The sequence below is a fragment of the Ruegeria sp. BHSA123 genome (genome assembly GCF_059613425.1).
The window spans coordinates 48,799-73,479 of record NZ_JBXWSL010000009.1 but is presented as its reverse complement, the minus strand read 5'-3'; the positions used below and the strand labels follow the sequence as shown (position 1 = coordinate 73,479).

Annotated in this window: 26 protein-coding genes and 1 other RNA gene; 11 read left to right on the top strand and 16 right to left on the bottom strand. The window is 58.0% G+C overall.

All coding sequences use genetic code 11. From position 1 onward, the window contains the following. Positions 1-51: 51 nt before the first annotated feature. Positions 52-792 (bottom strand): YebC/PmpR family DNA-binding transcriptional regulator, encoded by a 741-nt coding sequence (locus tag AC2FNC_RS07305; RefSeq protein ID WP_480475805.1) that lies wholly within the window; start codon positions 790-792, stop codon positions 52-54. A gap of 110 nt (positions 793-902) precedes the next feature. Between AC2FNC_RS07305 and AC2FNC_RS07300 the strand changes: the two genes are divergently transcribed. From AC2FNC_RS07300 to AC2FNC_RS07290, 3 genes are all read left to right on the top strand, one after another. Beyond that, a complete protein-coding gene (locus tag AC2FNC_RS07300; RefSeq protein WP_480516194.1) occupies positions 903-2,675 on the top strand; it encodes an SLC13 family permease in 1,773 nt (590 codons plus the stop codon). 16 nt (positions 2,676-2,691) lie between these two features. Then, the gene (locus tag AC2FNC_RS07295) at positions 2,692-3,426 is read left to right on the top strand and encodes a glutamine amidotransferase (protein ID WP_480475801.1); all 735 of its coding nucleotides are present in this window, start codon (positions 2,692-2,694) and stop codon (positions 3,424-3,426) included. Positions 3,427-3,630: 204 nt separating this feature from the next. Further along, a complete protein-coding gene (locus AC2FNC_RS07290) occupies positions 3,631-5,292 on the top strand; it encodes an FAD-binding dehydrogenase (RefSeq protein WP_480475799.1) in 1,662 nt (553 codons plus the stop codon). A gap of 13 nt (positions 5,293-5,305) precedes the next feature. Here AC2FNC_RS07290 and AC2FNC_RS07285 read toward each other — a convergent pair whose 3' ends face one another. The 3 genes from AC2FNC_RS07285 to AC2FNC_RS07275 form a co-directional block, all read right to left on the bottom strand. Beyond that, positions 5,306-6,043 carry an META domain-containing protein gene (locus AC2FNC_RS07285; RefSeq protein ID WP_480554036.1) on the bottom strand — a complete coding sequence of 246 codons (738 nt, stop codon included), beginning with the start codon at positions 6,041-6,043 and terminating at the stop codon, positions 5,306-5,308. A gap of 96 nt (positions 6,044-6,139) precedes the next feature. Further along, on the bottom strand, positions 6,140-7,918 hold the full coding sequence (locus tag AC2FNC_RS07280) for an SLC13 family permease (RefSeq protein ID WP_480493752.1): 1,779 nt from the start codon (positions 7,916-7,918) through the stop codon (positions 6,140-6,142). An 87-nt stretch (positions 7,919-8,005) separates the two neighbouring features. Further along, positions 8,006-8,821: a TIGR00282 family metallophosphoesterase gene (locus AC2FNC_RS07275; protein WP_480554035.1), complete on the bottom strand. Its 816-nt coding sequence runs from the start codon at positions 8,819-8,821 to the stop codon at positions 8,006-8,008. A 129-nt stretch (positions 8,822-8,950) separates the two neighbouring features. Here AC2FNC_RS07275 and AC2FNC_RS07270 point away from each other — a divergent pair, with 129 nt between their 5' ends. After that, on the top strand, positions 8,951-9,178 hold the full coding sequence (locus tag AC2FNC_RS07270) for a putative hemolysin (RefSeq protein WP_480475791.1): 228 nt from the start codon (positions 8,951-8,953) through the stop codon (positions 9,176-9,178). 3 nt (positions 9,179-9,181) lie between these two features. Here the strand turns inward: AC2FNC_RS07270 and AC2FNC_RS07265 are convergent, their stop codons facing one another. Together AC2FNC_RS07265 and mgtE are read right to left on the bottom strand one after the other, a co-directional pair. Further along, positions 9,182-9,739 (bottom strand): 5-formyltetrahydrofolate cyclo-ligase, encoded by a 558-nt coding sequence (locus tag AC2FNC_RS07265; protein WP_480604533.1) that lies wholly within the window; start codon positions 9,737-9,739, stop codon positions 9,182-9,184. Continuing rightward, entirely contained in the window at positions 9,736-11,130 is a 1,395-nt protein-coding gene (gene mgtE / locus AC2FNC_RS07260) for a magnesium transporter (RefSeq protein ID WP_496714889.1), read from the bottom strand. The genes AC2FNC_RS07265 and mgtE overlap by 4 nt, the downstream gene beginning before the upstream one ends. Before the next feature lie 139 nt (positions 11,131-11,269). Between mgtE and guaD the strand changes: the two genes are divergently transcribed. Next, entirely contained in the window at positions 11,270-12,556 is a 1,287-nt protein-coding gene (gene guaD / locus AC2FNC_RS07255; RefSeq protein WP_496714888.1) for a guanine deaminase, read from the top strand. Here guaD and AC2FNC_RS07250 read toward each other — a convergent pair. The 3 genes from AC2FNC_RS07250 to AC2FNC_RS07240 form a co-directional block, all read right to left on the bottom strand. Continuing rightward, on the bottom strand, positions 12,553-13,887 hold the full coding sequence (locus tag AC2FNC_RS07250; protein ID WP_496714886.1) for an 8-oxoguanine deaminase: 1,335 nt from the start codon (positions 13,885-13,887) through the stop codon (positions 12,553-12,555). The genes guaD and AC2FNC_RS07250 overlap by 4 nt on opposite strands. Before the next feature lie 114 nt (positions 13,888-14,001). Then, entirely contained in the window at positions 14,002-14,793 is a 792-nt protein-coding gene (gene hisN / locus AC2FNC_RS07245) for a histidinol-phosphatase (protein ID WP_480554032.1), read from the bottom strand. Between the two features lie 45 nt (positions 14,794-14,838). Continuing rightward, a complete protein-coding gene (locus AC2FNC_RS07240) occupies positions 14,839-15,210 on the bottom strand; it encodes a helix-turn-helix domain-containing protein (protein WP_480475779.1) in 372 nt (123 codons plus the stop codon). 340 nt (positions 15,211-15,550) lie between these two features. Here AC2FNC_RS07240 and AC2FNC_RS07235 point away from each other — a divergent pair, with 340 nt between their 5' ends. After that, on the top strand, positions 15,551-16,507 hold the full coding sequence (locus AC2FNC_RS07235) for an NADPH:quinone oxidoreductase family protein (RefSeq protein ID WP_496714885.1): 957 nt from the start codon (positions 15,551-15,553) through the stop codon (positions 16,505-16,507). Positions 16,508-16,513: 6 nt separating this feature from the next. Here the strand turns inward: AC2FNC_RS07235 and AC2FNC_RS07230 are convergent, their stop codons facing one another. Continuing rightward, positions 16,514-17,395 (bottom strand): LysR family transcriptional regulator, encoded by an 882-nt coding sequence (locus tag AC2FNC_RS07230; protein WP_496714884.1) that lies wholly within the window; start codon positions 17,393-17,395, stop codon positions 16,514-16,516. 127 nt (positions 17,396-17,522) lie between these two features. Between AC2FNC_RS07230 and AC2FNC_RS07225 the strand changes: the two genes are divergently transcribed. Beyond that, positions 17,523-17,732, top strand: a complete 210-nt coding sequence (locus AC2FNC_RS07225; protein WP_480493744.1) for a YjiS-like domain-containing protein — start codon at positions 17,523-17,525, stop codon at positions 17,730-17,732. Between the two features lie 183 nt (positions 17,733-17,915). Beyond that, a complete protein-coding gene (locus AC2FNC_RS07220; RefSeq protein ID WP_480493742.1) occupies positions 17,916-18,692 on the top strand; it encodes a Bax inhibitor-1/YccA family protein in 777 nt (258 codons plus the stop codon). 185 nt (positions 18,693-18,877) lie between these two features. Here AC2FNC_RS07220 and AC2FNC_RS07215 read toward each other — a convergent pair whose 3' ends face one another. From AC2FNC_RS07215 to AC2FNC_RS07205, 3 genes are all read right to left on the bottom strand, one after another. Beyond that, positions 18,878-19,384: a hypothetical protein gene (locus tag AC2FNC_RS07215; protein ID WP_480475769.1), complete on the bottom strand. Its 507-nt coding sequence runs from the start codon at positions 19,382-19,384 to the stop codon at positions 18,878-18,880. Positions 19,385-19,600: 216 nt separating this feature from the next. Then, entirely contained in the window at positions 19,601-19,768 is a 168-nt protein-coding gene (gene rpmG, locus AC2FNC_RS07210; RefSeq protein WP_037309480.1) for a 50S ribosomal protein L33, read from the bottom strand. Positions 19,769-19,895: 127 nt separating this feature from the next. Continuing rightward, a complete protein-coding gene (locus tag AC2FNC_RS07205; protein WP_496714883.1) occupies positions 19,896-20,603 on the bottom strand; it encodes a DUF533 domain-containing protein in 708 nt (235 codons plus the stop codon). 278 nt (positions 20,604-20,881) lie between these two features. Here AC2FNC_RS07205 and AC2FNC_RS07200 point away from each other — a divergent pair, with 278 nt between their 5' ends. From AC2FNC_RS07200 to AC2FNC_RS07190, 3 genes are all read left to right on the top strand, one after another. Next, a complete protein-coding gene (locus AC2FNC_RS07200) occupies positions 20,882-21,517 on the top strand; it encodes a DUF1326 domain-containing protein (RefSeq protein WP_209504621.1) in 636 nt (211 codons plus the stop codon). Positions 21,518-21,531: 14 nt separating this feature from the next. Continuing rightward, positions 21,532-22,374 carry a DUF2182 domain-containing protein gene (locus tag AC2FNC_RS07195; RefSeq protein ID WP_496714882.1) on the top strand — a complete coding sequence of 281 codons (843 nt, stop codon included), beginning with the start codon at positions 21,532-21,534 and terminating at the stop codon, positions 22,372-22,374. A 66-nt stretch (positions 22,375-22,440) separates the two neighbouring features. Continuing rightward, the gene (locus AC2FNC_RS07190; protein WP_480475761.1) at positions 22,441-22,773 is read left to right on the top strand and encodes a GYD domain-containing protein; all 333 of its coding nucleotides are present in this window, start codon (positions 22,441-22,443) and stop codon (positions 22,771-22,773) included. 6 nt (positions 22,774-22,779) lie between these two features. Here the strand turns inward: AC2FNC_RS07190 and rnpB are convergent. From rnpB to AC2FNC_RS07175, 3 genes are all read right to left on the bottom strand, one after another. Further along, positions 22,780-23,177, bottom strand: an RNA gene (gene rnpB / locus AC2FNC_RS07185) — RNase P RNA component class A. A 124-nt stretch (positions 23,178-23,301) separates the two neighbouring features. Further along, a complete protein-coding gene (locus AC2FNC_RS07180; RefSeq protein WP_480896961.1) occupies positions 23,302-24,021 on the bottom strand; it encodes an N-acetylmuramoyl-L-alanine amidase in 720 nt (239 codons plus the stop codon). Next, positions 23,972-24,676 carry a hypothetical protein gene (locus AC2FNC_RS07175; protein WP_480554027.1) on the bottom strand — a complete coding sequence of 235 codons (705 nt, stop codon included), beginning with the start codon at positions 24,674-24,676 and terminating at the stop codon, positions 23,972-23,974. Before AC2FNC_RS07175 ends, AC2FNC_RS07180 begins: the two co-directional genes overlap by 50 nt. Between the last annotated feature and the right edge of the window lie 5 nt (positions 24,677-24,681).

Below are 24,681 nucleotides of genomic sequence, written 5' to 3'. Positions count from 1 at the left end.
AAAAAACCCGGCCGTTGCGACCGGGTTTCAATGAGTTGGTATTGGGTCAGCTTAAAGCTGCGCCATGACCTCGTCGGTGGCTTCGAAATTGGTCGTGACACGCTGCACGTCGTCATCGTCTTCCAAAGCATCTACCAGCTTCATCAGCTTTTGCATGTCTTCCAGGCCCAGTTCCGTCGTTGTGGTCGGTTTCCAGACCAGCTTGGTGGATTCTGATTCTCCAAGCGCGGTTTCCAATGCAGAGGAGACATCGTTCAGATCGGTATCGGCGCACCATATGATGTGACCGTCATCCGAGCTTTCGACGTCTTCCGCGCCCGCTTCGATGGCCGCCTCGAAAATGGAATCTGCATCCCCTGCGGTCACCGGGTAAACAACCTCGCCTTTGCGTTCGAACATGAAACCGACCGAACCGGTCTCGCCCAGGTTGCCGCCATTCTTCGAAAAGGTCGAACGCACGGTCGATGCGGTCCGGTTGCGATTGTCGGTCATGGTTTCGACAATGACCGCAACACCATTGGGCCCATAGCCCTCGTAGCGGATTTCTTCGTAATCGTCACCTTCACCCGCTTGCGATTTCTTGATCGCGCGGTCGATCACGTCCTTGGGGACCGAGTTCGACTTGGCTTCTTTCACCGCCAGACGCAGGCGCGGGTTCTTGTCGGGATCGGGGTCGCCCATCTTGGCGGCGACAGTGATCTCTTTCGACAGTTTGGAAAACAGTTTGGACCGCGCGGCGTCCTGACGCCCCTTGCGGTGCTGGATGTTGGCCCATTTGGAGTGGCCTGCCATAGTGCGTCCTCGTCATCATGTTTGCGTGTTCGGCGCTCATATAGACGTTTGCGGGGGGCAGGATCAAGAGAGCGGCTTGCGACGACCTCACCGCCTTGTATGGTGACGGCATGACGACAGATCAGATCATTCTTTTCGCGCTTTTCATCACTGTCTTCGGAATGCTGCTTTGGGGTCGGTTTCGATACGACCTTGTGGCTTTTGCCGCGCTTATGATCGGTGTCGTGCTGGGTGTTGTGCCGGTCGATGATGCCTTTGCGGGCTTTGGCCACCCAGCGACCATTATCGTCGCGCTGGTGCTTGTAGTCTCTGCCGGTTTGGTCAGGTCAGGTGCGGTATTTCTGATCACCCGAACTCTGGTTGATGCGTCACGGGGGCTGGGCGCGCATATCGCCCTGATGGGCGGGATCAGTGCGATTCTGTCGGCCTTCATGAACAATGTCGCGGCGCTTGCCCTGCTGATGCCCGTGGATATTCAGACCGCGCGAAAAGCAAGTCGGCCCCCGGGCCTTTCCCTAATGCCGCTAAGCTTTGCCACCATTCTGGGGGGCATGGTCACCCTGATCGGCACCCCGCCGAATATCATCATCGCCTCGATCCGGCAGGAAACGCTGGGCGAGCCGTTTCATATGTTCGACTTCGCCCCTGTTGGTGGAATAGCAGCGATCGCCGGTCTGGCGTTTGTCGCGCTGATCGGATGGCGATTGATACCCAATCGCGGCGTGCAACAAGAAACATCCGAGGTTCTGGCCGAATACATTGCCGAACTGACGATCCCGCCGGGCTCTGCCCATATCGGCAAACGGGTCAGCGAACTTTATGAAACGGCCGAAAAATCCGACGTGGCTATCATCGGCCTGATCCGGGATGGGAAACGGCGATATGGCCGGTCAACCCATGCCACACTGAACGATGGCGACGCGCTGGTACTGGAAGCGCGCCCCGAAGCGCTGGACGAATTCCGTTCTGCGCTGAAACTGGATTTCTCGGACACGCGACGGCAGGAGCTGCTGACGGCTGAAGGCGACGGGTTGGAAGTGATCGAAGTGGTTGTTCCGGAAAGTGCGCGCATAGCCGGCCGTACAGCGCAGGGTATCGGGTTGGCTTGGCGCCAGAGCACCGTCCTGATGGGCATCTCACGTCAGGGTCGTCAGATCACCGAACAGGTTCGCAAGACCGAGGTTGAACCGGGCGATATCTTGCTGCTGCTTTGCCCCCGTGATCGCAGCGCCGATGTGACCGACTGGCTGGGGTGTCTGCCTTTGGCCGAACGCGGGTTGAACGTGACGGCAAATGACAAGGCCTTGTTGGCCATCGGTCTATTTGCAGTTGCCGTCTTCGCGGCCAGTGTTGGGTTGATTTACCTTCCCGTCGCATTGGGTCTTGTCGTCATAGCCTTTGTGCTGACCAAGGTCATGCCAATCACAGAAATTTATAACCATATCGAATGGCCCGTGGTTGTGCTGCTGGGCTCGATGATCCCACTGGGCAGCGCTTTGGAAACATCCGGCGGCACCGAGTTGATTGCCAATGCGCTGATTCAGCTGACCAATGGTCTGCCCGCATGGGCGATCCTGACCGTACTGATGGTCGTGACGATGACCTTGTCGGATGTTCTGAACAACACCGCCACCGCCATCGTCGCGGCCCCGGTGGGCATCCAGATGGCCCAAACGCTCGGGGTGTCGCCCGACCCGTTCCTGATGACCGTGGCCGTTGCGGCCTCGGCTGCGTTCCTGACGCCTATCGGTCACAAGAACAACACGCTGGTTCTGGGCCCCGGCGGCTATCATTTTGGCGATTACTGGCGCATGGGCCTGCCGCTGGAGGCTCTGATCATCGTGGTTTCCGTCCCCGCCATCCTTGTCTTCTGGCCGTTGTGACGGGTAAAGGCTTTTCATGAAACGCTTTTTGATCCTGCAATTGCGCCCGGAAACGGATGCCTCCGACGCAGAATATGCCTCGATCCTGAACCGCAGCGGGTTGTTACCCGAACGCACGCATCGCATCCGTCTGGATTGCGAAGACCTGCCAGAAGGGCTGAAAGTCACCGATTATGCGGGGATTATCGTAGGCGGCGGGCCGGGATGCGTCAGTGATGACCCCGCGACCAAATCCGCGACGGATGCGCGGATCGAAGGAGCGATCCTGGGTTTGATGCCGCAGATTACCGCGCAGGATCATCCCTTCATGGGGTGTTGCTATGGCCTTGGTATTCTGGCCGTGCATTTGGATGGCAACGTGAGCAAAGCCCGGTATGGCGAGCCTGTGGGACCATCCAGGTGCCGCCTGACCCCCGAAGGACAACAAGACCCGTTGACCGCAGAGTTGGACGCCACCTTTGATGCGTTTGTTGGCCACAAAGAAGCGGTTCAAGCCCTGCCCGAGGGCTGCGTTCACCTTGTTGCGTCCGACCCCTGCCCGTTCCAGATGATCCGCTGGGGCCGGAACGTCTATGCCACTCAGTTCCATCCGGAAGCCGATGCCAAAGACTTTGAACAGCGTATCAACATCTACAGGAACCACGGCTATTTCCCGCCCGAAGACGCGCAGAAACTGATCGACCACTGCCATTCGGCGAAGGTCACGCAGCCCGGCGAAATCCTGCGCCGTTTCGTCCAGCGATACGAGTGACCCAACGGCGTGGTTGCCTGCGCCTTTCCGCCTCGCTTAGGCTGATCTGACGCAACTTTGCGAGGGGTTGATTGCGGATCATTAGGTTGCCATTGCCGGCCGCCCTGTTTCGCTGACCCTGCTTTCGGCCGTCTGTGGCATCATGTTGCCTGCCCTGGATCTGCCGTTCACCGCTTTGTTCCGCCGCCGCTGAAAGGAGTGTTCATGACAAACAATACTGCAGATGCGATTATCGTCGGTTCCGGGTTGGCCGGGCTGGCAGCTGCGGCGGAACTGGGCGACCGGGGCAAGAAGGTGATCATTGTCGATCAGGAACCCGAAACCTTTTTGGGCGGTCAGGCGTTCTGGAGCCTTGGAGGCCTGTTCATGGTCGACACACCCGAACAGCGCCGCATGGGTATACGCGACAGCCACGAATTGGCGCTGCGCGACTGGATGGGCAGCGCGCAATTTGACCGTGGCGAAGACGCATGGCCCCGCAAATGGGCCGAAGCCTATATTGAGTTTGCCGCTGGCGAAATGCGGCCATGGCTGCACGAAATGGGCCTGCGCTGGTTTCCGGTCGTTGGCTGGGCCGAACGTGGCGGGTCTTATGCGACGGGGCATGGCAACTCGGTCCCGCGCTTTCATATCACATGGGGCACCGGCCCCGGCGTTCTGGAACAATTTATCCGACGCGTCCGCGACCATGTCAGCGCCGGATTGATCCAGATGAAGTTCCGCCACCAAGTCAGCCATATCATCATGCAGAACGGAACCGCCAAAGGTGTTTCCGGAGAAATTCTGGCCGATGACACCGCCCAGCGCGGTAACAAAACCAACCGCGATGAGGTTGGCGAGTTCGAAGTTTATGCCCCATCAATCATTGTCACGTCCGGCGGTATTGGTGGCAATTTTGACATGGTGCGTCAAAACTGGCCCCGGGACCGTTTGGGTGAGCCGCCCAAAGATATGGTTGCAGGGGTACCCTTTCACGTCGATGGCCGCATGATCGCAATCAGCGAAAAGGCGGGCGGCCATGTCATCAATGGTGATCGGATGTGGCACTACACCGAAGGCGTGCGCAACTGGGACCCGATCTGGCCCGCCCATGGCATTCGTATCCTGCCCGGCCCAAGTTCAATGTGGTTTGATGCCAGGGGCAACCGCCTGGCACCGCCCTGTCTGCCGGGGTTCGACACTCTGGGAACTCTGCGTGAGATCCTGAAAACCGGATATGAATACAGCTGGTTCGTTCTGACCCAGAAGGTGATCAAAAAGGAATTTGCGCTGTCCGGGTCGGAACAAAACCCCGACTTCACTTCAGGTAGCTGGAAAGAGGTAATCCGCCAACGCATTCTGTCAGGTTCCAGCGCAACCGCCCCGGTTGAGGCGTTCAAGGAAAAGGGTGAGGATTTTGTTGTTGCCAACACGCTGACTGAACTGGTCAACGGCATGAACCATCTGGGCGACACTCCGATAGACGAGGCTCATCTGCGTGCCCAGATCGAAGCCCGGGATTTGCAGGTCGACAACCCCTTTTCGAAAGACGCGCAGATGATGGCGATCCTTGCCGCGCGCAACTATCGCGGAGATAAACTGATCCGCACAGCCAAACCGCATAAGTTTCTGGATCCGGCCAACGGCCCGCTGATTGCCGTCAAGCTGCATATCCTGACACGCAAATCCCTGGGTGGATTGCAGACCAATCTGGACAGTCAGATGATTGGATCAGACGGCAATGTCGTGCCGGGCCTGTTCGCTGCTGGTGAAGTCGCCGGATTCGGCGGCGGCGGTTATCACGGCTACAACGCGCTGGAGGGTACATTCCTGGGCGGCTGCATCTTTTCCGGTCGCAATGCCGGGCGTTCAAGGGCTGTCGCCTGACGCACTTTCCCGGTTACTTGCGCATCAGTTTGATCACCGGCTGGCCCTGCGCATCCAGCAGAGCCAGAGCGTTGCCCTGCATCGCGAAGGTCGTGACGTTTTGCAAGGCTTGCAGGAATTGCCGCTCGACCGCGTCCAACGGAGGTGGGCAAGCCATGAGTGTTGCCGCCATGTTGTCAGGAAACGCAATACGATTACCGGAGATCTCGGCCCGACCACTGAACCGGTTGCAGCCGCTGCTGCCTGAAAAGACGCCATCCTGATCAAAGACAAGCTCAGGGCGTTTTTCGGTCTCGATAGGCGCACCATTCAGGCCCGAGGCGGTCCATTGGGTGTTATCCAGCGTTGCCGCCCCCTGCCCCTGGACCTGAACCAACAGCAGATCGGCGGCATTCTCTGCCCCATTCGTCAGAACCGGGTACACAGTATCTGTGGTGAACAGCAAGTTTTGCCCCTGCATCACTGAAGCCCGCACGCCATAGCGATGAGCATCGATGATCAGCGCGTCGTCATAGGTCAATTTGAACTGCGCGGGCACCCCGCTCAGCGCATACCGTTGCGCGGCAAGAGTGACAGCGGGGGCATCGGCCAGCGAGATATCCTGAAGCTCAACATAAAGGGTTGCGTCCGGTGGCAGTGCAATGCGCTCTCGGTACGTTGCGGTCCCTTCAACAATACCGGCAATAGCGACACTGCTTAAAGCTGCCCAAGTTGCTGCACCCGCCCATATTGCGCGACCCAAATGCTGCATCGGTCAAATCCTTTTGCAAACCCTCTTCGCAAAAGATCGTGTGCCCTTGGGTCTTTGCAAGATGTGCTTCGCCAAAGTGGCGATTCTGCGCCGAAATCACAAAGGCCAGATCAATGGAATAAGAAGGGATGCCAACAATCCGACCGTCAGGTTAAGCGGAACACCCACCTTCATGAAATCGGTGAACCTGTAGCCGCCAGGGCCGTAGACCATCATGTTGGTTTGGTACCCGATCGGTGTTGCAAAGGATGCCGAAGCCGCCACCATAACCGCAACTACCAACGGGCGCGGGTCCATTCCGACGGCCTGGGCCAGCCCGATGGCTATAGGCGTGACCACAACTGCGACCGCATTGTTGGAAACCAGTTCGGTCAGCACCGAAGTCAGCAGATAGATCGCCCAGATGATCAGGAAGGGCGGCAAAGCGCTTAGTCCCGGTGCCACGGCCTCGACAATCAGTGAAACCGCGCCAGAGCTGTCCAGTGACGCACCGATGGCGAGCATCGCGAAGATCAGCGCCAACAGGCGACCTTCGACAAACGAAAACGCCTCGTCCGCATCGATGCAACGGGTCAGAAGAACCACGGCTACGGCCACAATCGACAACAGCAGGATCGGCGCGACACCCAATGCCGCCAAGACGACGATCCCGACCAGCGCGCCAATTGCAATCGGTGCATGACTGCGACGGAAGGCGCGTGCAGAGGGCTGGCTGACATCCACCATGTCCATGTCCGCGGCAAGGCGCTGGATATCTGCCGGGGCGCCCTCCAGCAGTAATGTATCCCCTACCCGAACCACCAGATCATCCAACTGGCGACCGATATTCTGATTGCGTCGGTGAACGGCCAGCACATAGACACCATACCGGCGCCGAAGTCGCATCATTCCAAGGGTCCGACCCACCAAACGGCATCCGGGTGTGATCAGCACCTCGACGGTCTTGGTCTCGACAGCGGAAACCTGATCCACACGCTTCAGCTCTTTGTTGCTCTGTAGGCTCAGAAGTTCGGTCATCTCGGTGCGCAGAACCACGCGGTCACCGACCTGCAATTCAACGCCCTTCAGATTGCGCCGCAGCGATTCATCGCCCCGGACCACGTCGATCAGACGCACGCCGGGGCGTTTGAACAACTGAACGCCGGTCACTTCACGCCCGATCAGGTTGCTGTCGGGCGGAATGACCGCTTCGGTGAAAAACTTCATTCTGGACCGATCGCTGAGCAGCGAGGCCATGCTATCCCGCTCGGGCAACAATCTGGGGGCGATGAAACGCAGATAGATCATGCCGTAGATCACCAGTGCAATCCCCAGCGGCGTGACCTCGAATATCGAAAAAGCTTTCATCCCCTGCGCGCGGGCCACACCATCCACAAGCAGGTTGGTGGACGTTCCGATCAGTGTCAGTGTCCCGCCAAGAATGGCGGCATAACTGAGTGGAATTAGCAGCTTTGACGCGGGTACGTTCAGCGTGCGGGCGATTTGAACAAAAACCGGGATCATGACCACAACAACGGGCGTGTTCGACACAAAAGCCGAGGCCAGCACGACAAATCCCATCAGCAATCCGATGGCAATACGCGGGTTGACCTGCGCCTGCCTTTGCGCGGTCGACGTAAAGGCGTCCAAGGCCCCGGTCCGCACCAAGGCCCCCATGATGATGAACATTGCCCCAATCGTCCAGGGCGCGGGATTGGACAGGACCGCCAGCGCGCTTTGATAGGGCAGGATCCCTGTGACCAGCATCAGTGAAACACCACCGATGGCCACGACCTCGGCCGGATAAACCTCGCGCAGGAACATGACGAACATGCTCGCAACAATCAGCAGCGCCAGAATTGCGCTGCCCGTCTCTGTCAGTGAAAGGAAATTCATTCGTGGTATTCTGTCCGAACCCTGGCCCAAGCGCCTGATGACATGCAGTTTCACGCATTGCGCGTGGCAGGGCAAGCCTGACGTTCGTCAATCGGGCCCGGCTTGTTCCAAACGTCCACCAACGCGCACCATGCGAACAGATTTGGCCTGGCCGTCGCGATCATCCGTTTCGACGAAAACTCCGCTCAGCGTGGCCTCGCCAATGGCAGGGGTAAACCGGGTCTTGGGCATCCCGGTTATGAACCGGCGCATCGGTTCCTGCTTGTCCATACCAATGACCGAGTCATAGTCGCCGCACATGCCCGCATCCGTCAGATAGGCTGTGCCACCTGGCAGAATCTGCGAATCCGCTGTCGGTACATGGGTATGTGTTCCCACCACAAGGCTGGCGCGCTTGTCGCAATAATGACCCATGGCCATCTTCTCAGACGTCGCCTCGCAATGCATATCGACGATGATGGCCTGTGCCTGTCCACCCCGTGGGTGCGACTTCAGGATAGGTTCAATGGCCGAGAACGGGTCGTCGAATGGCCGTTTCATAAAGACCTGCCCCAACACCTGCACCACCAGAACTTTGCGCCCGCCGGGTGCGTTAAACAGCCGGTGCCCCCGCCCCGGCGCACCCTTTGCATAGTTCACCGGGCGCACGATACGCTGTTCTTTCTCGATATATTGCAGCATGTCTTTCTGGTCGAACGCATGGTCGCCCAATGTCAGGCAATCTGCCCCGGCATCCAGCAGCAGCTTGGCGTGATCGCCGCTCAACCCCATGCCGTTCGACGCGTTTTCGCCATTGACCACAACGAAATCCAGCCGCCATTCGTCGCGCAGGCGCGGCAAATGTTGCTGAACGGCCGCGCGCCCCGCGCGCCCCATCACATCACCAAGAAACAAAATCCTCATGATCCGGGTCGTAGGTGCTGTGCTGGGCAATAACAAGGCGGAACCGTGAAATTTAAGTTGAGCCGAACTTGAAATTGCATGCAGGCGTGGCAAAGTCTTAGCCATGCGCTTAAATCAAAAGGACATGTTGTGAAGCTATTGGCAATACTGACATTCGGCCTTGTGGTCGCTTCGGGTGTTATGGCGCAAGGCACAAAGACATCCATGCCCAATCCCGCGGCAACCTTTTGCGTCGAGAATGATGGAGTTTACCAACTTCGGAAGAACGAAGACGGAAGCGTCTTTGGTATCTGCATCCTGAAAGACGGTACCGAGGTGGATGCCTGGGACTATTTACGCAGCCACTTTCAGCAATGAGGCTTAGAACGTCAGCACCCGGCTTTCGGTGATAACCATGTTCAGCGGCTGATCGGTCGGCTCCAGCGGCAGTTTCTGCGCCTCTTGCGCGTCAAAAGCGAAACCGATTGCCAGTGTCGCGCGCTTGCCTCGCAATCCTTCCAGCGTGCGGTCATAAAATCCACCACCATATCCCAAACGCCCGCCGTGGGCATCAAAAGCCACCAGCGGCACAATCAGGATTTCGGGGTCGAAATAATCATCGACCTCGGGCACTCTGGCACCGAATGGGCCGTCTTTCAGCGGTCCTTCTGGCGTCCAGCGCGAAAATTTCAGAGGTTTTCCAGCGGCTTGTATCACGGGAACACCGACAGGTCCATAAGCCGCAGCTTCAGCCATGGCAGACACCGGGTCGATCTCGGTTCGGATTGGCATGTAGCCTGACAAGGGCACGCCGCGATAACCCGCCAGAACCTCGGACAAACGTCCGGCCGCACCGGGAACACGCGTGTCGAACGCGACCTTGCGGCGCGCAAATGCCGCTTTGCGTGCAGCTGCTTTGATTTCAGTCAGATCGGTCACAATAGCACCACACTGGCAAGCCCAAGAAAGATGAAGAACCCCATGACATCGGTTGTGGTTGTCACAAAGGTTCCTGACGCCAGCGCCGGGTCAATTCCCAGACGATCCAGCACTACCGGTACTACCGTACCTGCAAAGCCCGCGATGATCATGTTCACGACCAAGGCTGACCCAATCACGACACCCAGCCAAGGTGAACCGAACCACAGCATTCCCACGGTCCCCAGTACAATGGCAAAACACAGTCCGTTCAACATGCCCACCAGCAGTTCCCGCCTGATAACGCGCATCACGTTTGAGTTGGTCAGGTCGCGCGTCGCCAGTGCGCGCACTGCAACGGTCAGCGACTGCGTTCCCGCATTGCCCCCCATGGATGCAACAATCGGCATCAGGATGGCCAGCGCGACAAGCTGGTCAATTGCCGCCGCAAATTGTGAGATCACCAACGAAGCACAGATTGCCGTGCACAGGTTTACCGCCAGCCAGGGCAACCGTCGCCGACTGGTGGCCGCCACACTGTCGGACAGCGAGCTTTCGTCGCTCACACCGGCAAGGCGCAGGATGTCTTCTTCGTGCTCTTCATCCAGAACAACCATCGCGTCGTCGATGGTGATCACACCAACCAGACGCCCGTCGGCATCGACCACGGGGGCCGAGATCAGGTGATACTGGTTGAAGGCATAAGCCACATCCTCCTCGTCCTGATCAACGGGGATGATGTGAAACTCCTCTTCCGCCAGATCGCGCAAAGGCACTTCACGACGGGACGCCATCAGCTTGCCCAATGTCACCTGCGCTGTTGGTTTCAGGCGCGGGTCGACCAGAACAACATGATAGAACTGCTCGGGCAGATCGTCATTGGCACGCATGAAGTCGATGGCCTGACCGACGGTCCAATGCTCGGGGGCCATGACGACCTCACGCTGCATCAAACGACCAGCAGAACTCTCGGGGTAAGCAAGCGCCTGTTGCGCTGCTAGCCGCTCGGAATCTTCGAGCGCACCCAGAATGGCTTCCTGCTGCGGTTCCTCAAGATCTTCCAGAAGGTCAACGACGTCGTCGCTTTCCATCTCGCGCACGGCTTCCGCCAGAACCTCGGGGGTCAGAACGGCGATGATTTCCTCGCGAACCGATTCATCCAGTTCAGACAGGATGTCGCCGTCAAATTCCTTGTCATAGAGCCGGATCAGCCGGGCCCGGTCATTAGGATTGATCTGCTCCAAAAGGTCAGCGATATCGGCCGCGTGCAGCGGCTCCATCAGCTCAATCAGCTTGTCACGATCATCCACATCAACCGCATAAAGGATCGCCGCCACGGTCCGGCGATCCAGCGCATACGCGTCTTCTTCCTGGGGCAGATCGTGTTCGGCTTGGTTATTGCCTGTCGTCATGCGCTGCCCCCTTCTTTCGGCGATTGGCCCCTAAATAGAAGAAGCAGCTACCAGAAAACAATGACAATGCGCCGATTTACCCACTTCTTTCGTCTGCCTATGCTACAGCGCGGTCCCAAACAGGTGGAGAACAGGGCAAATGGCGCAAAAGACGCTTTTGAAAGGGCGCGTTCTGAGTTTCACAGGCTCACCCTTTGACGGAGAGCCAACAGAAGCGACCCAGCTGGACGAAGCCGTCGTGATTGACAAAGGACGCGTTGCCGATGTCGGCGCGTCCGATGCGCTGATGCGGCGTCACCCTGATGCCGTCATCAAGGACTATGGCAATCACCTGATCATTGCGGGTTTCGTTGACCCGCATGTGCACTACCCGCAGACCGCCATGATCGCCAGTTGGGGGAAGCGGTTGATCGACTGGCTGAACACCTACACCTTCCCCGAAGAGATGAAGTTTGGTGATCCTGAATACGCCTCTGAAATCGCCAACCGTTATCTGGATCTGACTGCCGCCCATGGCACCACGACGATGTGCAGTTTTTGCACCATCCACCCCGAAAGCGTGGATGCCTTTTTCACTGCCGCGCAGCAACGGGGACAGCGCGTGGTCGCGGGCAAGACCTGTATGGACCGCAATGCGCCTGAAGGCCTTCGGGACACGGCCCAGACAGCCTATGACCAATCTGCCGCGCTGCTCGAGAAATGGCACCGTGTCGACCGCCTGTCCTATGCCATCACGCCCCGGTTTTCGCCCACGTCCACCCCAGAACAGCTTGAGGCCATGGGCGCGCTTTGGGCGGAACATCCCCATTGCCTGATGCAAACACACCTGAGCGAGCAGACAGACGAAATCGAGTGGGTCCGCTCCCTGTTCCCCGATGCCCGGGACTATCTGGACACTTACGAAAAGTTCGGGCTGCTGGGGCAGAACGGACTTTATGGGCATGTCATCCATCTGGAAGACCGGGAACGCGATCGTCTGCGCGAGGTTGATGCGTCACTGATCCACTGCCCCACCTCGAACACCTTCATAGGGTCGGGTCTGTTCGACATGAACCGCTTGATCCACGATGGCCACCGGATCGGTCTGGCCACCGACACCGGTGGCGGATCAAGTTTTTCAATGCTGCGCACCATGGCTGCCGCTTATGAAATCGGTCAGTTGCGCGGGCGCCCCCTGCATCCGGCGCAATTGCTGTGGCTGGGTACAGTCGGGTCGGCGCGCAGCCTGCGGATGGATGATTGCATCGGCAACATTGCTCCGGGAATGGAGGCGGATCTGGTCGTGATTGATCTCGCCTCGACCCCGGCCATCGCCCAGCGCGAGGCTTGTGCAAACGATGTTTGGGAGGCAATCTTCCCGACCATCATGATGGGAGATGATCGGGCTGTGGCCGAGGTCTGGATCGGTGGGCGGCAGGCCGCCTAGGCCTGCAACTCCTTGGCAAGACTGTTTTGACGCTCAATCACGCGGGGCAGGTCAATCGTCGTGATATGCCCGTCCCGCACGATCTGGCGGCCTTCGACAAACAGGTGCTTTACCTGCATCGGACCTGCCAGAAGCAGAGCTGCCGGGTCCCAACTGCCTGCGCTTTCGACACAGCGCATATCCCAAACAGCGACATCGGCACGTTTTCCCGGCATAAGCCGCCCGCAATCGGGACGCCCCAGCACATCGGCCCCGCCACGTGTCGCAATCTCCAACGCTTCACGGGCCGACATCGCATCTGCCCCATTGACCACCCGCTGCAACAGCAGCGCCTGCCTAGCCTCAAGCATCAGATTGCCGTTGTCATTACTGGCCGAACCATCAGCGCCGAGACCCACCTTTACCCCCGCATCGCGCATCGCCCGCACCGGCGCGATGCCTGATCCCAGACGGCAGTTCGAACATGGGCAATGAGCGACACCAGTTTTCGTACGTGAAAACAGATCAATCTCGGCCCCGTCCAACTTGACACAATGGGCGTGCCACACATCCGGGCCAGTCCAACCCAGATCTTCGGCGTATTGACCGGGCCGACAACCGAACTGAGCCTGTGAATAGGCGATATCTTCATCGTTTTCAGCCAGATGTGTATGCAACATCACGCCTTTGTCCCGTGCCAGAAGGGCTGCATCTCGCATCAGGTCCCGGCTGACGGAAAACGGTGAACACGGGGCCAGACCTACGCGGCACATCGATCCTTCTGAAGGATCGTGAAACGCATCCACGACACGGATCATGTCGTCCAGTATGGCTGCTTCTTCTTCAACCAGACTGTCCGGTGGCAGGCCGCCATCACTTTCACCGATGCTCATCGCGCCGCGTGTCGGGTGAAACCGCATCCCCAACTCGGATGCGGCAGCAATCGTATCCTCCAGCCGCGAACCATTGGGATAGAGGTACAGGTGATCAGAACTGAGCGTACAGCCTGACAGCGCCAGCTCTGCCAAACCGATCTGGGCCGAGGTGAACATCTCGTCTGGTCCGAACTTCGCCCAAATCGGATAGAGTGTCTGAAGCCACCCGAACAGCAATGCATCCTGCCCGCCCGGCACCGCGCGGGTCAATGTTTGGTAAAGATGGTGATGGGTGTTCACCAGCCCGGGTGTCACCATACAGCCCGAAACATCGTGAACCTCGCCTTGCGCCTGCAATCCGTGCCCGATCCCCGCGATCTGGCCGTCGCGGATCAAAATGTCAGCCCCGGGGAGTTCCTGCCGGGACTCGTCCATCGTCAGGATCAGATCAGCGTTTTTTAGTAGGATTTCTGTCATGTCGCGCTCCTGCATCTGCCCGTCTCTTGCAAGGAGTGCGAAGGTCGGCGGAAAACGGGCTTAAGAACCGACCGTGTATTATGTACCCGCCATCGGGATCTGCGACAACAGGTTTCAGAACCGACGCAGGATCTGAAGGGCCTCTGCATGAATCTCTGCGTTGGCTGCGGCCAATGCACGACCGCCCTCATGCGCCGGGCCGCCTTGCCAGTCGGTCACAATTCCGCCTGCCGCCTGAATAACCGCAATAGGGGCCTGAATGTCATACGAGTTCAGCCCTGCTTCGATCACCAGATCTGCCTGCCCAGCGGCCAACAAGGCATAAGCGTAGCAGTCCATTCCATATCGGGTCAGTTGCACCTGTTCCGATACGGCCTGAAACCCGGCCCGGTCATCCGGGGTGCCGACTTCAGGAAAAGTGGTGAACAGCGTCGCCTGCGCCAGAGATTTCGTCCCCCGGGTTTGCAGCTTACTGGTCCCCAGTGGCCCTGTAAGGTGCGCACCAGCTGTCGATCCGACAAAGCGTTCGCCAATATAGGGCTGATCAATCACTCCCATGATCGGCCCGTCTGCTGTGCTGAGCGCGATCAGAACGCCCCAAGTTGGTGTGCCACTGATAAACCCGCGCGTGCCGTCGATGGGGTCCAAAACCCAGGTTCGGCCACTGCTGCCCTTGTGCGCACCGTATTCTTCGCCCAACACGCCATCTTCGGGGCGCAACCGGGACAGCACCTCTCGCATGGCTTTTTCGGCGGCCCGATCCGCCGCGGTGACGGGGTCAAACCCTTCGGTCAGCTTGTTCGCTGTTTCCAAATTGGTCTGACGAAAAAAAGGAAGAATGGCCGCGCGTGCCGCTTCGGCCATTTCTTCTGCAATTTCAATGTCGCTTAAACTCGCCGGATGCATGGCACTCTGGTGCGGGCATTACCTGACAAAGTCAAGCCGGTCTGATCAGGCGACGTCGCTGAGGACACGTGCAAGTTCAAACAGGCGGCGGCGCTGGTTTTCCGGAATTGCGTAGTAAGAGCGTACAAGATCCAGGGCTTCTTTATCGCCCATCAGGTCAGCTGGAACAGATTTCTTGTCCGAGCTGCTTTTCTCGGCTTCTTCCAGACCTTCGAAGAAGAAGCTTACCGGTACGTCCAAAGCCTCGGCAATGTCCCACAGGCGGGACGCGCTGATTCGGTTGGCTCCGGTCTCATATTTCTGGATTTGCTGAAACTTGATACCAACTTGCTGCGCCAATTGTTGCTGGGTCATCCCAATCAGCCAGCGGCGATGCCGAACGCGTTTGCCCACATGGACATCGACGTGATGAGTCATTGGTATTCTCCTCTACTACACACACATTTGTACGGGATCGAGCGACGTCCGAGATCGCAATACCAACAGGGGCTTCCTTAACCGCCCCCTAATCCGGACTGTGCCGTCCCCCGTTACCAGCACTGATAGTCTATATTGCCCGTTTTGAATTTTTTTTCAAGCTGGTTGAGTCGATCCCCCCTCACAAGGGCTGTGGTTGTATGTGTCAAAAGCCCTGTGCGCTTTTCGCTTGCCCCGGTTGGACATGCGACAGATTTTCAGTCGTTTCAGGACGCAGCGCATAAGGAATTGACATCTTGTACAGCCGACGTGCCAATGCCCGAAACACGTGAGGAGCCACATGAAGGCCTTTTGTATTCAATCCGAGGGGGCAGTTGCCCAGCTGTGCGATGTACCAAAACCCGAGCCGGGTGAGGGCCAGGTGCGGGTCGCGATCAAAGCCTGCGGTTTGAATTTCGCTGATCTGTTAATGCAGAAAGGAACGTATCAGGATACACCGACTGCGCCGTTTACTTTGGGAATGGAAATAGCCGGTGTCGTGGATGCCATCGGTCCAGGTGTGCCCACCCTGAAACCGGGTGATCGGATCGCCGTCTATTCTGGTCAGGGCGGGCTGGCAGAGTATGGCGTTTTCGACGCCTATCGCGCGATCCCGTTGCCTGACACGACCCGTTTCGAAGATGCCGCCGCGATCCAGATTGCTTATGGTACCAGTCACATGGCCCTTGACCACCGCGCCAGGCTGCAACCCGGCGAGACACTTCTGGTAACCGGCGCAGCAGGCGGCGTTGGGCTGACCGCGGTTGAGATCGGCAAGCTCATGGGCGCCACCGTCATCGCACAGGCCCGCGGCCCTGAAAAGCTGGCCGTTGCCCGTGCGGCGGGGGCCGACCACCTGATTGATACCTCAGAGGATCTAAGGGATCGGGTCAGATCGCTTGGCGGCGCGGATGTCGTCTATGATGCAATCGGCGGCGATGTGTTCAAGGCGGCCTTCCGCGCCACCAATCCCGAAGGCCGCCTGCTGCCCATCGGATTTGCCGGCGGCGATGTTCCGCAAATCCCTGCCAATCATCTGCTGGTCAAGAATCTGACTGTGATCGGTTTTTACATTGGCGGGTATCTGAAATTCCGGCCAGAAGCCGTGCGCGAAAGTTTTGACACTCTTTTCCGCTGGCACGCCGAGGGCCGTATCAATCCACACATTAGCCACGTCTTGCCTCTTGATGAGGTCGCGCAGGGCATGCGGTTGCTGAAAGAACGGAAATCGACAGGCAAAATCGTGATCACCGCCTGACCACAATCAGCCCACTACGGCACGGAGCTGCGTCCCCCCAAGAAGGCGGAAGTTCTGACGCACCAATTGTGCCAGCGCTTCGACAACCGCGTCTCGACCCGGTTCGCCACCATACAGGTTGATCATATGCGCAGGTAGGTCCGGTAACGCACCCCCGCTTTCGATCTGTTCAAGATGTGCGGCTTCGGTACCTTCCAGTGCCGCATACACTGCCAGATCAGCACTGACTGTGGCCTCGATTGTGCGGTCGTTTTCAGTTTCCACCGACAGTTCCCAGGGAATACCGGCTGCATCCAGCGCAGAGATCACCTGTGGTCGAAACAAGCAGCGACGTCCAAGTGCCAAAGGCAGCGGACGCTTGCGCCAGGCCGATCCACCCGGCGCACCTATCCAGCGCAAGGGCAGCTCTGCAATGGTTTCCGCACCGTCCACCGACGTCGGTTCCGTGGTCAGGATCACGTCACATTCGCCGCGTTTGTACATGTCTTTCAACTGCAAGGAATAAGACGAGACCAACTGAACTCGGACCCGTGGGAAATCCGCGTTGAACCGTTGCAGGACCCGTGGGATGGCCGGGTAAACTATGTCGTGAGGAACCCCCAATACCACCTCACCTTCAAAGGCCTGATCGGTCAGTTTCGAGATGACCTCATCATTCAATGCGATCATACGGCGCGCATAGGCCAGCAGTTGCTCGCCAGACGCGGTCAGGGCAATCGTTCTGCCACTGCGGTCCAACAACTGAAGGCCAAGCAACTCTTCCAGCCGTTTCAACTGCATCGAGACCGCAGATTGCGTCAGATGCAGAAATCCGGCAGCGCGAGTCACCCCACCCTGATCCGCCACCGCAACAAATGACCGAAGGGTTGTGATGTCCAGATTCCGCATCTTCACGATTCCTTATGTGTTTCATCAAAAATATTCGTTTTAAAAATATGTCATACTCCCCCATATCAATCAAGGAAATTGATGAAGACGAGATAAACCATCGAGAATGCACGAAAGGACAATAAATATGACCCAAATTGCCATTCATCACCATTGCAATCCCAAGAAGCAATCGCTCGGCACTATCATCAGGCGTGCTGTTTCCCTGAAGCGTCAACGCCGTCGGCTGGCGCGACTTGATGATCGCGCCCTTCAGGACATCGGAGTCTGTAGATCAGAGGCTGATGCCGAAGCCAGACGTTTCGTCTGGGACGCGCCGGAATTCTGGCAGAAATGATGCAAATACATATCTTTAGTTCATGAGTGGCGGTCACGTGTTGCGGATCGCCACTTTTGTTGCGTAAATTAGTAGGTTTTCCGCGGTAAATACTTGAAACACAGCCCTGAGTTGCCGATATTTGCCTAGAACGCTTCCCTCATAGCAGGGGGGCTGAATAATTATGTAAAGGGAGACCCTTTGATGGCACAATTCGACACGATCCGGACGGCGGCCGGCGCGCGCGCTGCCGAGATTGATGAGGGCCTGCGCGCCCATATGAACAAAGTCTACGGCACTATGTCCGTCGGCATGCTGATTACGTTCGCAGCAGCCTGGGCCATCGCGGGCCTGGCAACCACAAGCGATCCGTCAGCCGCGGCGGCACAGTTGAATGCCGATACCTATCTGACATCGCTGGGCTATAGCATTTACGCGTCGCCCCTGCGCTGGGTCATCATGTTTGCACCTTTGCTGTTTGTTTTCGGCTTCAGCGCCGGGATCAACCGCATGTCGGCAGCCGCCGCACAGCTGGTGTTCTACGTTTTTGCTGCGGTGATGGGCATTTCGATCAGCTGGATCTTCCTTGTTTTCACCGGTGAGTCGGTCATCCAGGTCTTCCTGATCACCGCAATCGCGTTCGCGGGCCTGTCCCTGTACGGTTACACAACCAAGAAAGACTTGTCCGCCATGGGCACTTTCCTGATGATGGGCCTGATCGGCCTGATCGTCGCGATGGTTGTGAACATCTTTCTGGCGTCTTCGGCGGTTGCCTTTGCAATCTCGGCCATCGGCGTTCTGATCTTCGCGGGCCTGACCGCCTACGACACCCAGAACATCAAGACCACATACCTGCAAATGGCCCATAGTGGCGATCAGGAATGGCTGGGCAAGGCCGCTATCATGGGTGCATTGAACCTGTACCTGGACTTCATCAACCTGTTTATGTTCCTGCTGCAATTCCTGGGCAACCGCGAGTAATTGCATGCCATTGGTATGGGAAAAGGCCGGTCATCAGACCGGCCTTTTTTTGTTTTGAACCAACTGGTGATAGAGCTTGTCCGGCGCACAAGTTCTACCGGAAAAGGCAGCGATGTACGCGCGCCCGGTCAAGAAAAAGCCCCCGCTAGATCGGCGAGGGCTTGATACATCAGAAGGTATAAGACTTAGCTACAGTTCAACGGTACTGCAAAGCCCGAACTACGCTCGGACGTGCCTTTGCGGAACACATCGCCGGCAGGTAGACACCCGGTGAAACGCTCGGCCTCTTGCGCAAAACCAACGCCGACCGAGTTGTCGACCTTAACGCTGTTCGTCGGCGTACGAAGGACACCATACAAGGTTCCGTTGACACTGACGGTGCTCAAGAACAGATTCGTATCGCTGCCCTGTAGCTGGACCGCATTGCCCGGCGTCTGCCCGCCATTGTCGATGGCAACGGACGCCACCTTGGATGGATCCACTTCATCAACCAAGAGAGTGACGGTCTGAAGCTCTGCCAGTTCGGCAGGGACGTTCGTTTCGGGCGGCAGAAAAGCGACGGCTCCGGGAACGTCGGAAATCGTGCGGGGTTCGCCATCGATTCCAGTAAACCCGACACCTTTGCGGTTGAACGGGTCTTCACAGGCCGCCAAAGTCAGAACGGCTATTGTGGATAACAAGATTTTTTTCATGGCGGTCAACATTTTGTGGCGGTTTGCTCAAGCGTACTTGCAGGTCGGCACAAAAAGCAAGCCACAGGCCATGCGATTGCATCGGTGGCTGATGCGCTCCTGCAACGGCCCCAAGTGGGCAAGTTGATGTTTCTGGCAACCAACCACCGGAATTCAGCACGAAAAAAGGCTCTGCCAAGCAGAGCCTTTTTGGAAAGTCCAAATGGAACGGAAAGATTACTTGATCTTGCCTTCCTTGTACTCGACATGCTTCCGAACGACCGGATCGTATTTACGAATGGTCATTTTCTCGGTCATGGTGCGTGCGTTCTTTTTGGTCACGTAGAAGTGGCCCGTGCCCGCGGTCGAGTTCAGACGGATCTTGATTGTCGTCGGCTTCGCCATGGTTATCTCCTGCGTCCGGAAAGGCAGGGGCCTTTCGGTTGAATTCCTATGAGCGTGCGCTTTTACGCGCTACGCCGTGCATGTCAAGGCCAATCGGACGATCCCAGCCCAGGAATCGGGCACAGGTTCAACCCGGCAACGTTGGTGCGCCCATATAGTTGTGAATCTGGTCTCTTTCACCGTCCGAAAGGCCCAGCGCAGTGGACAATTGCCGCAAATATGCGGCCTCACGATCATTGTCCAACCGTATTGCCGCCAGAGAAATCGCATAAATCTGCGTTCCGAGAGGCGCCCCAGAATCAGCTGCCAGACCCATTACGTCGACGGGTGCGTTCAGTTGTTCCTGCACAAATGCGCGTTCTTCGTCGCTGATGTCATCGCCCAGTTCACCCAGGATCGTTTCTTTCTCGTGTTCATCCAATTCGCCGTCTGCCTTGGCCGCCTGGATCATTGCCCGCAACATAAGCTTGGCCTGAGCTTCCATCGCGGCCCCGGCTGGTGTTCCGCCAAACACCGTCTCCATCATGTCGGTGGTTTTCTGGCTGCCAGTTCTGGCCGCCCCCTGCATCGCATTCAAAAGCCCGCCAAGTCCGGCGGCACCGGCGGTACTGCCACCCAACCCCATCTTGCCTATCATATCCTGAAGGCCTGTCGCACCTCCGGGAAGGCCGAACTGTTGGGCCATCTTGCCGAGCTGATCCATGCCAAGGCCACCGCCTGCGCCTTGCATCATGTCCTGCAAGCCAGCCATTCCGCCCATTTTCCGGTATTTTTCCAGCCCCTTCGCGGCTGCGAAACCAACTGCAACGGACGCAAGTGTCTTCATAAAGCTCATGACAATCCTCCCGGTTTTTCAAAATATGCCCCAATTCTATCAGAGGAATGCAAAGGCGAATACCACGTTCAACCCCCACGGGATTCTGGACTGCATTTCCAAGCCGGTGAGGACCGGACGGCAGTGACTAAGTTTGTACATATCACGATATCGTGATAGGTTTACCGCGACTGATACGTCCAAGAGGCCGACTTCAGGCTCGACGGCCAAGGCAGTGTAAACAGGTAATGCCCGCGCGGAGCAGTGTTGTTTTACGCAGCTTTTCTTGGGGGGCTATCATGACAGAGTGGGTTATTCAGGGCGAAGAACTGGCCAATTGTAATTGCAATTTCGGTTGCCCCTGCCAATTCAGCGTTCTTCCATCTCATGGCAATTGCGAGGCAGTGGTCGTTTTCGACATCGAAAGCGGACATTATGGCGATACTGATCTGGCAGGTTTGCGGGCAGCAGGTGTTTATCACTGGCCGGGACCGATCCACGAAGGCAATGGTCAGATGCAACTGATCATTGACGAAAGTGCTACAGCCGAACAGCGCGCAGCATTGCAGGCCATCATGACCGGCGAAGACACCGATGAAATGGCGACCATGTGGTACGTTTACAGTGCGATGGCACCGACGAAACATGAAACGCTTTTTGTACCGATCGAATTGAACTGGAACCGCGATGATCGCAGTGGCTATGCCAGGGTTCAAGGGGTCTTCGACGTCGAGGTCAGCCCGATTCCTCATATCGTATCGGGCGCTGCGCACAGGGCATCGATCCAGTTGCCGAACGGCTTTGAGTACCGCCACGCCGAGGCTGCCTCGGGGTCGGCCAAAACAACGGGTGGTGAGATCAGTCTTACCTTTGACGCCACGCACGCTCATCTCGCACATCTGAACCTCTCGGGTCACGGTGTTCTGGGCGCGTAGCCGGAGACTTTCTCATGACCAGACAGAGTGCCACAGCCCCTGCCGGGGCGATTGAGCGGCTGTTGAGGCAGGACAATGCAATCGTGTTGGGCAGCGTCCTTCTGATCATTCTTGCAGCCACCTGGTACACAGTTGCCGGCGTCGGGATGAGTATGTCTGCGGTCGAAATGACCCGCATGGCAGGCCCGGTTGGAGAGCCCATGCAGATGGGTTCCGCAACCGTCTGGAGCTTCGGTTACACCCTGCTCATCTTCCTGATGTGGTGGATCATGATGATTGCCATGATGACCCCAAGTGCCGCGCCAGCCGTGCTTTTGTTTGCCGCAACAAAGCGAATGGGTCCTGAGAAAGACCGTGCGGCAAAGTTCAGCCTGTGTTTCCTGTTGGGCTATCTGGTGACCTGGGGTGCGTTCAGCCTGGCTGCAACGGCAATGCAGTGGGAGTTGGAACATATCGGGCTGTCGAACGGGCCGATGATGACAATCCGCTCCGGCCTCTTCGCGGGATGTGTTCTGCTGGCTGCCGGGTTTTACCAGTTTTCGAGTTTAAAGAACGCGTGTCTTCGTTACTGCCAAAGCCCCGCAAGGTTTCTGGCCGGTCACAACCGGCCCGGCCCCTTCGGCGCGTTCAGAACCGGAGCCTTGCACGGCACACATTGCCTTGGGTGCTGCTGGGCTTTGATGTTGCTGCTATTCATCGGGGGGATAATGAACCTCTATTGGATTGTCGGTATCGCCGCTTACGTGGCACTGGAAAAGCTTCTACCCTGGACCAGGTGGTTGGTGCCAGTGTCAGGTGTGGCACTGATCGGCACAGGTCTTTGGTTTATCATGGCACCGTTGATTTTTGACATTTGACACGTGACAGCCTTCGGGGTCGGCTGACTGAAAGGCCCTGTAATTTTCGTTAAGACGGAGGTTCCAATGCCCATTTTCATTACCTATGCGACTTACTCGCAGGCTGGCGTCAAAGGCATGTTGCAAAAGCCCGAGAACCGCACCGGCCCGGTGAAAGCATTACTGGAGAAAGTCGGCGGTCGACTGTTGTCCTTCTACATGACGACCGGCAGCAATGACGTGGTCGTGATCAGCGAAGCGCCAGACGGAACAGATGCTGTGGCGGTCGGCATGGCAGTCGCGGCATCGGGTGCGGTCACGAACATAGAAACGGTTCGAGCCTGGACTGCGGACGAGTTCGTTTCGGTCACTGAGAAAGCCGCAAGGTTGACGGGGACGTACACGCCGCCCGGAGGATAAAAGGATACGCGCGGAGGGCCTGTAAGCCGGATCTTGTTCCGGGGTTTCCCCCTTCAATGACCATTCCTCTAGGCCGTGCATTGCTGCACGGCTCAAGCTGCCAACCCGGTCCCTCTCGGCCAAGACGCACTTAGCGGCGGTATCGGCTTGCGCCGACCGGCCCGCGCGGGGACCCTATTTGGCATTGCTCCCGGTGGGGCTTGCCGTGCCGCCACTGTTGCCAGCGGCGCGGTGGGCTCTTACCCCACCGTTTCACCCTTACCCGGGGCCGAGGCCCTGGGCGGTCTGATTTCTGTGGCGCTTTCCGTCGGGTTGCCCCGCCCGGGCGTTACCCGGCACCGTTGTCTTGTGGAGTCCGGACTTTCCTCTCGGGCGTACGCCCCAGCGGCCATCCGGCCCTCCGCGCCTGGGCTGGGTAGGCTTTGTGGTCTGCGGCGTCAAGAGCTGACGGATCAGAGAAGGGGCCAGCCCCTTCTCAGCCTGCGGCCAATTCAACCCCGGGATATTTTTGGCCAGATGAAGAGCGGATCAGGTTGTTATGTCCGACGGGGTGAGCGCATTCATATCCGCCATGTCCAGCGGACCTTTCGCCCAGGGTCGAAATCGCAATCGGACAGCCGCCAGCAGTTTTGCATCGTCCACGGGGGCGGTGAAACCTGCCATCCGAGCAGAGGCGCGAAATGCTTCTGCATCAGGTGACATCGGATCAACTCCTGTGCCGCGCGGTTTGGCCAGCGCTTGCCTTTCGAGCCTGTTCCAGTCGAAGCGCGGCCCAGGGTCGGATTTGCGCCCGGGCGCCATGTCGGAATGTCCGATGACCCCGGACGGCGTAATGGACCAGCGGGTCATGATCAGGGGCAACAGCTGTTCCAGCACTGCCATTTGCGGCTGCGAGAACGGATGTGTTCCGGTATTGTCCAGTTCGATCCCAACCGAGCGCGAGTTGATGTCGTCCTTGCCGCCCCATTCCCCTGCCCCGGCATGCCAGGCGCGATCTTCTTCCCGCACCATTTGCCAAAGGGTGCCGTCATTGCCGATCAGGTAATGGGCCGAAACCTCGGAAGCCGGGTCGCACAGGCGATCCAGAGCCGCCAGTGCACTGTCCATGGCCGTATAGTGGATCACGATCAAGAATGGCACCAACCCGCCCCGGCGCTTGCCGAAATTCGGAGACGGATGCCAGATCGGCGTCAGGGCGTCAGTTGTTAACGGCACTGCGGAACGGGCTGGGGTCCCAGCCACAGGCATAGCCGTCGCCGTCCGGGTCCAGACCCTTGCGGTCACGTTGCGGACCGCCGTTGGACAGGAATTCGATCTGAGCCTGATCCGGTGACGGGAATTGCGCACAGTTCCGCTGTGCCTTGGCTTGCAGGTTGAAACCGGAGCGGCTGTAGAGTTGCGTGCCCACCGGATTGGAGGTGCTTAGCGCATATTGTACGATATTCGGCTGGCCGCTCGCTGTGCGCTCAGGCACGGCGGTTGGTGCGACAACTTCGTAGGTCTGGCGGTTTTGTTCAATCCGCGCGGCATCGGATTGGATGCTGCGCCTCTCGGACACGGCCGCGAAGTCCTGCTCGTCAGAGATCGCACTGCTGCTGGAGCCGGAAGCCGGCGACGCGGGGACCGAGGATTGCCCGGACGTGCTGGCCAACGCTGCGGCGGTCTGGTTGGCGATGTCCGCATTTTCACCCGTTGCAAAGGTTGATGCTCCTGACGCGCCAAGTGGTTGCTGGGAAACATCGACCGGAGCCAGCAGCGGATTGATCGCTCCACCCTGGCCGGCCAATTGAGCCTCGCGCCGCGCCTGATATTCAGGCGTGTTGAAACCCGTGCTGGTCAACGGCGCGACATTGGTGCAGGCCGCAGCCAGTGTCAGGGCCGGGACCAAAAGCAAAACACGCATTGTTT

Excerpts from the sequence above, each read along its gene's own strand:
- AC2FNC_RS07305 (WP_480475805.1), bottom strand. The coding sequence starts at position 792 with ATGGCAGGCCACTCCAAATGGGCCAACATCCAGCACCGCAAGGGGCGT.
- AC2FNC_RS07300 (WP_480516194.1), top strand. The coding sequence starts at position 903 with ATGACGACAGATCAGATCATTCTTTTCGCGCTTTTCATCACTGTCTTC.
- AC2FNC_RS07295 (WP_480475801.1), top strand. The coding sequence starts at position 2,692 with ATGAAACGCTTTTTGATCCTGCAATTGCGCCCGGAAACGGATGCCTCC.
- AC2FNC_RS07290 (WP_480475799.1), top strand. The coding sequence starts at position 3,631 with ATGACAAACAATACTGCAGATGCGATTATCGTCGGTTCCGGGTTGGCC.
- AC2FNC_RS07285 (WP_480554036.1), bottom strand. The coding sequence starts at position 6,043 with ATGCAGCATTTGGGTCGCGCAATATGGGCGGGTGCAGCAACTTGGGCA.
- AC2FNC_RS07280 (WP_480493752.1), bottom strand. The coding sequence starts at position 7,918 with ATGAATTTCCTTTCACTGACAGAGACGGGCAGCGCAATTCTGGCGCTG.
- AC2FNC_RS07275 (WP_480554035.1), bottom strand. The coding sequence starts at position 8,821 with ATGAGGATTTTGTTTCTTGGTGATGTGATGGGGCGCGCGGGGCGCGCG.
- mgtE (WP_496714889.1), bottom strand. The coding sequence starts at position 11,130 with ATGACGACAGGCAATAACCAAGCCGAACACGATCTGCCCCAGGAAGAA.
- guaD (WP_496714888.1), top strand. The coding sequence starts at position 11,270 with ATGGCGCAAAAGACGCTTTTGAAAGGGCGCGTTCTGAGTTTCACAGGC.
- AC2FNC_RS07250 (WP_496714886.1), bottom strand. The coding sequence starts at position 13,887 with ATGACAGAAATCCTACTAAAAAACGCTGATCTGATCCTGACGATGGAC.
- hisN (WP_480554032.1), bottom strand. The coding sequence starts at position 14,793 with ATGCATCCGGCGAGTTTAAGCGACATTGAAATTGCAGAAGAAATGGCC.
- AC2FNC_RS07240 (WP_480475779.1), bottom strand. The coding sequence starts at position 15,210 with ATGACTCATCACGTCGATGTCCATGTGGGCAAACGCGTTCGGCATCGC.
- AC2FNC_RS07235 (WP_496714885.1), top strand. The coding sequence starts at position 15,551 with ATGAAGGCCTTTTGTATTCAATCCGAGGGGGCAGTTGCCCAGCTGTGC.
- AC2FNC_RS07230 (WP_496714884.1), bottom strand. The coding sequence starts at position 17,395 with ATGCGGAATCTGGACATCACAACCCTTCGGTCATTTGTTGCGGTGGCG.
- AC2FNC_RS07225 (WP_480493744.1), top strand. The coding sequence starts at position 17,523 with ATGACCCAAATTGCCATTCATCACCATTGCAATCCCAAGAAGCAATCG.
- AC2FNC_RS07220 (WP_480493742.1), top strand. The coding sequence starts at position 17,916 with ATGGCACAATTCGACACGATCCGGACGGCGGCCGGCGCGCGCGCTGCC.
- AC2FNC_RS07215 (WP_480475769.1), bottom strand. The coding sequence starts at position 19,384 with ATGAAAAAAATCTTGTTATCCACAATAGCCGTTCTGACTTTGGCGGCC.
- rpmG (WP_037309480.1), bottom strand. The coding sequence starts at position 19,768 with ATGGCGAAGCCGACGACAATCAAGATCCGTCTGAACTCGACCGCGGGC.
- AC2FNC_RS07205 (WP_496714883.1), bottom strand. The coding sequence starts at position 20,603 with ATGAGCTTTATGAAGACACTTGCGTCCGTTGCAGTTGGTTTCGCAGCC.
- AC2FNC_RS07200 (WP_209504621.1), top strand. The coding sequence starts at position 20,882 with ATGACAGAGTGGGTTATTCAGGGCGAAGAACTGGCCAATTGTAATTGC.
- AC2FNC_RS07195 (WP_496714882.1), top strand. The coding sequence starts at position 21,532 with ATGACCAGACAGAGTGCCACAGCCCCTGCCGGGGCGATTGAGCGGCTG.
- AC2FNC_RS07190 (WP_480475761.1), top strand. The coding sequence starts at position 22,441 with ATGCCCATTTTCATTACCTATGCGACTTACTCGCAGGCTGGCGTCAAA.
- AC2FNC_RS07180 (WP_480896961.1), bottom strand. The coding sequence starts at position 24,021 with ATGCCTGTGGCTGGGACCCCAGCCCGTTCCGCAGTGCCGTTAACAACT.
- AC2FNC_RS07175 (WP_480554027.1), bottom strand. The coding sequence starts at position 24,676 with ATGCGTGTTTTGCTTTTGGTCCCGGCCCTGACACTGGCTGCGGCCTGC.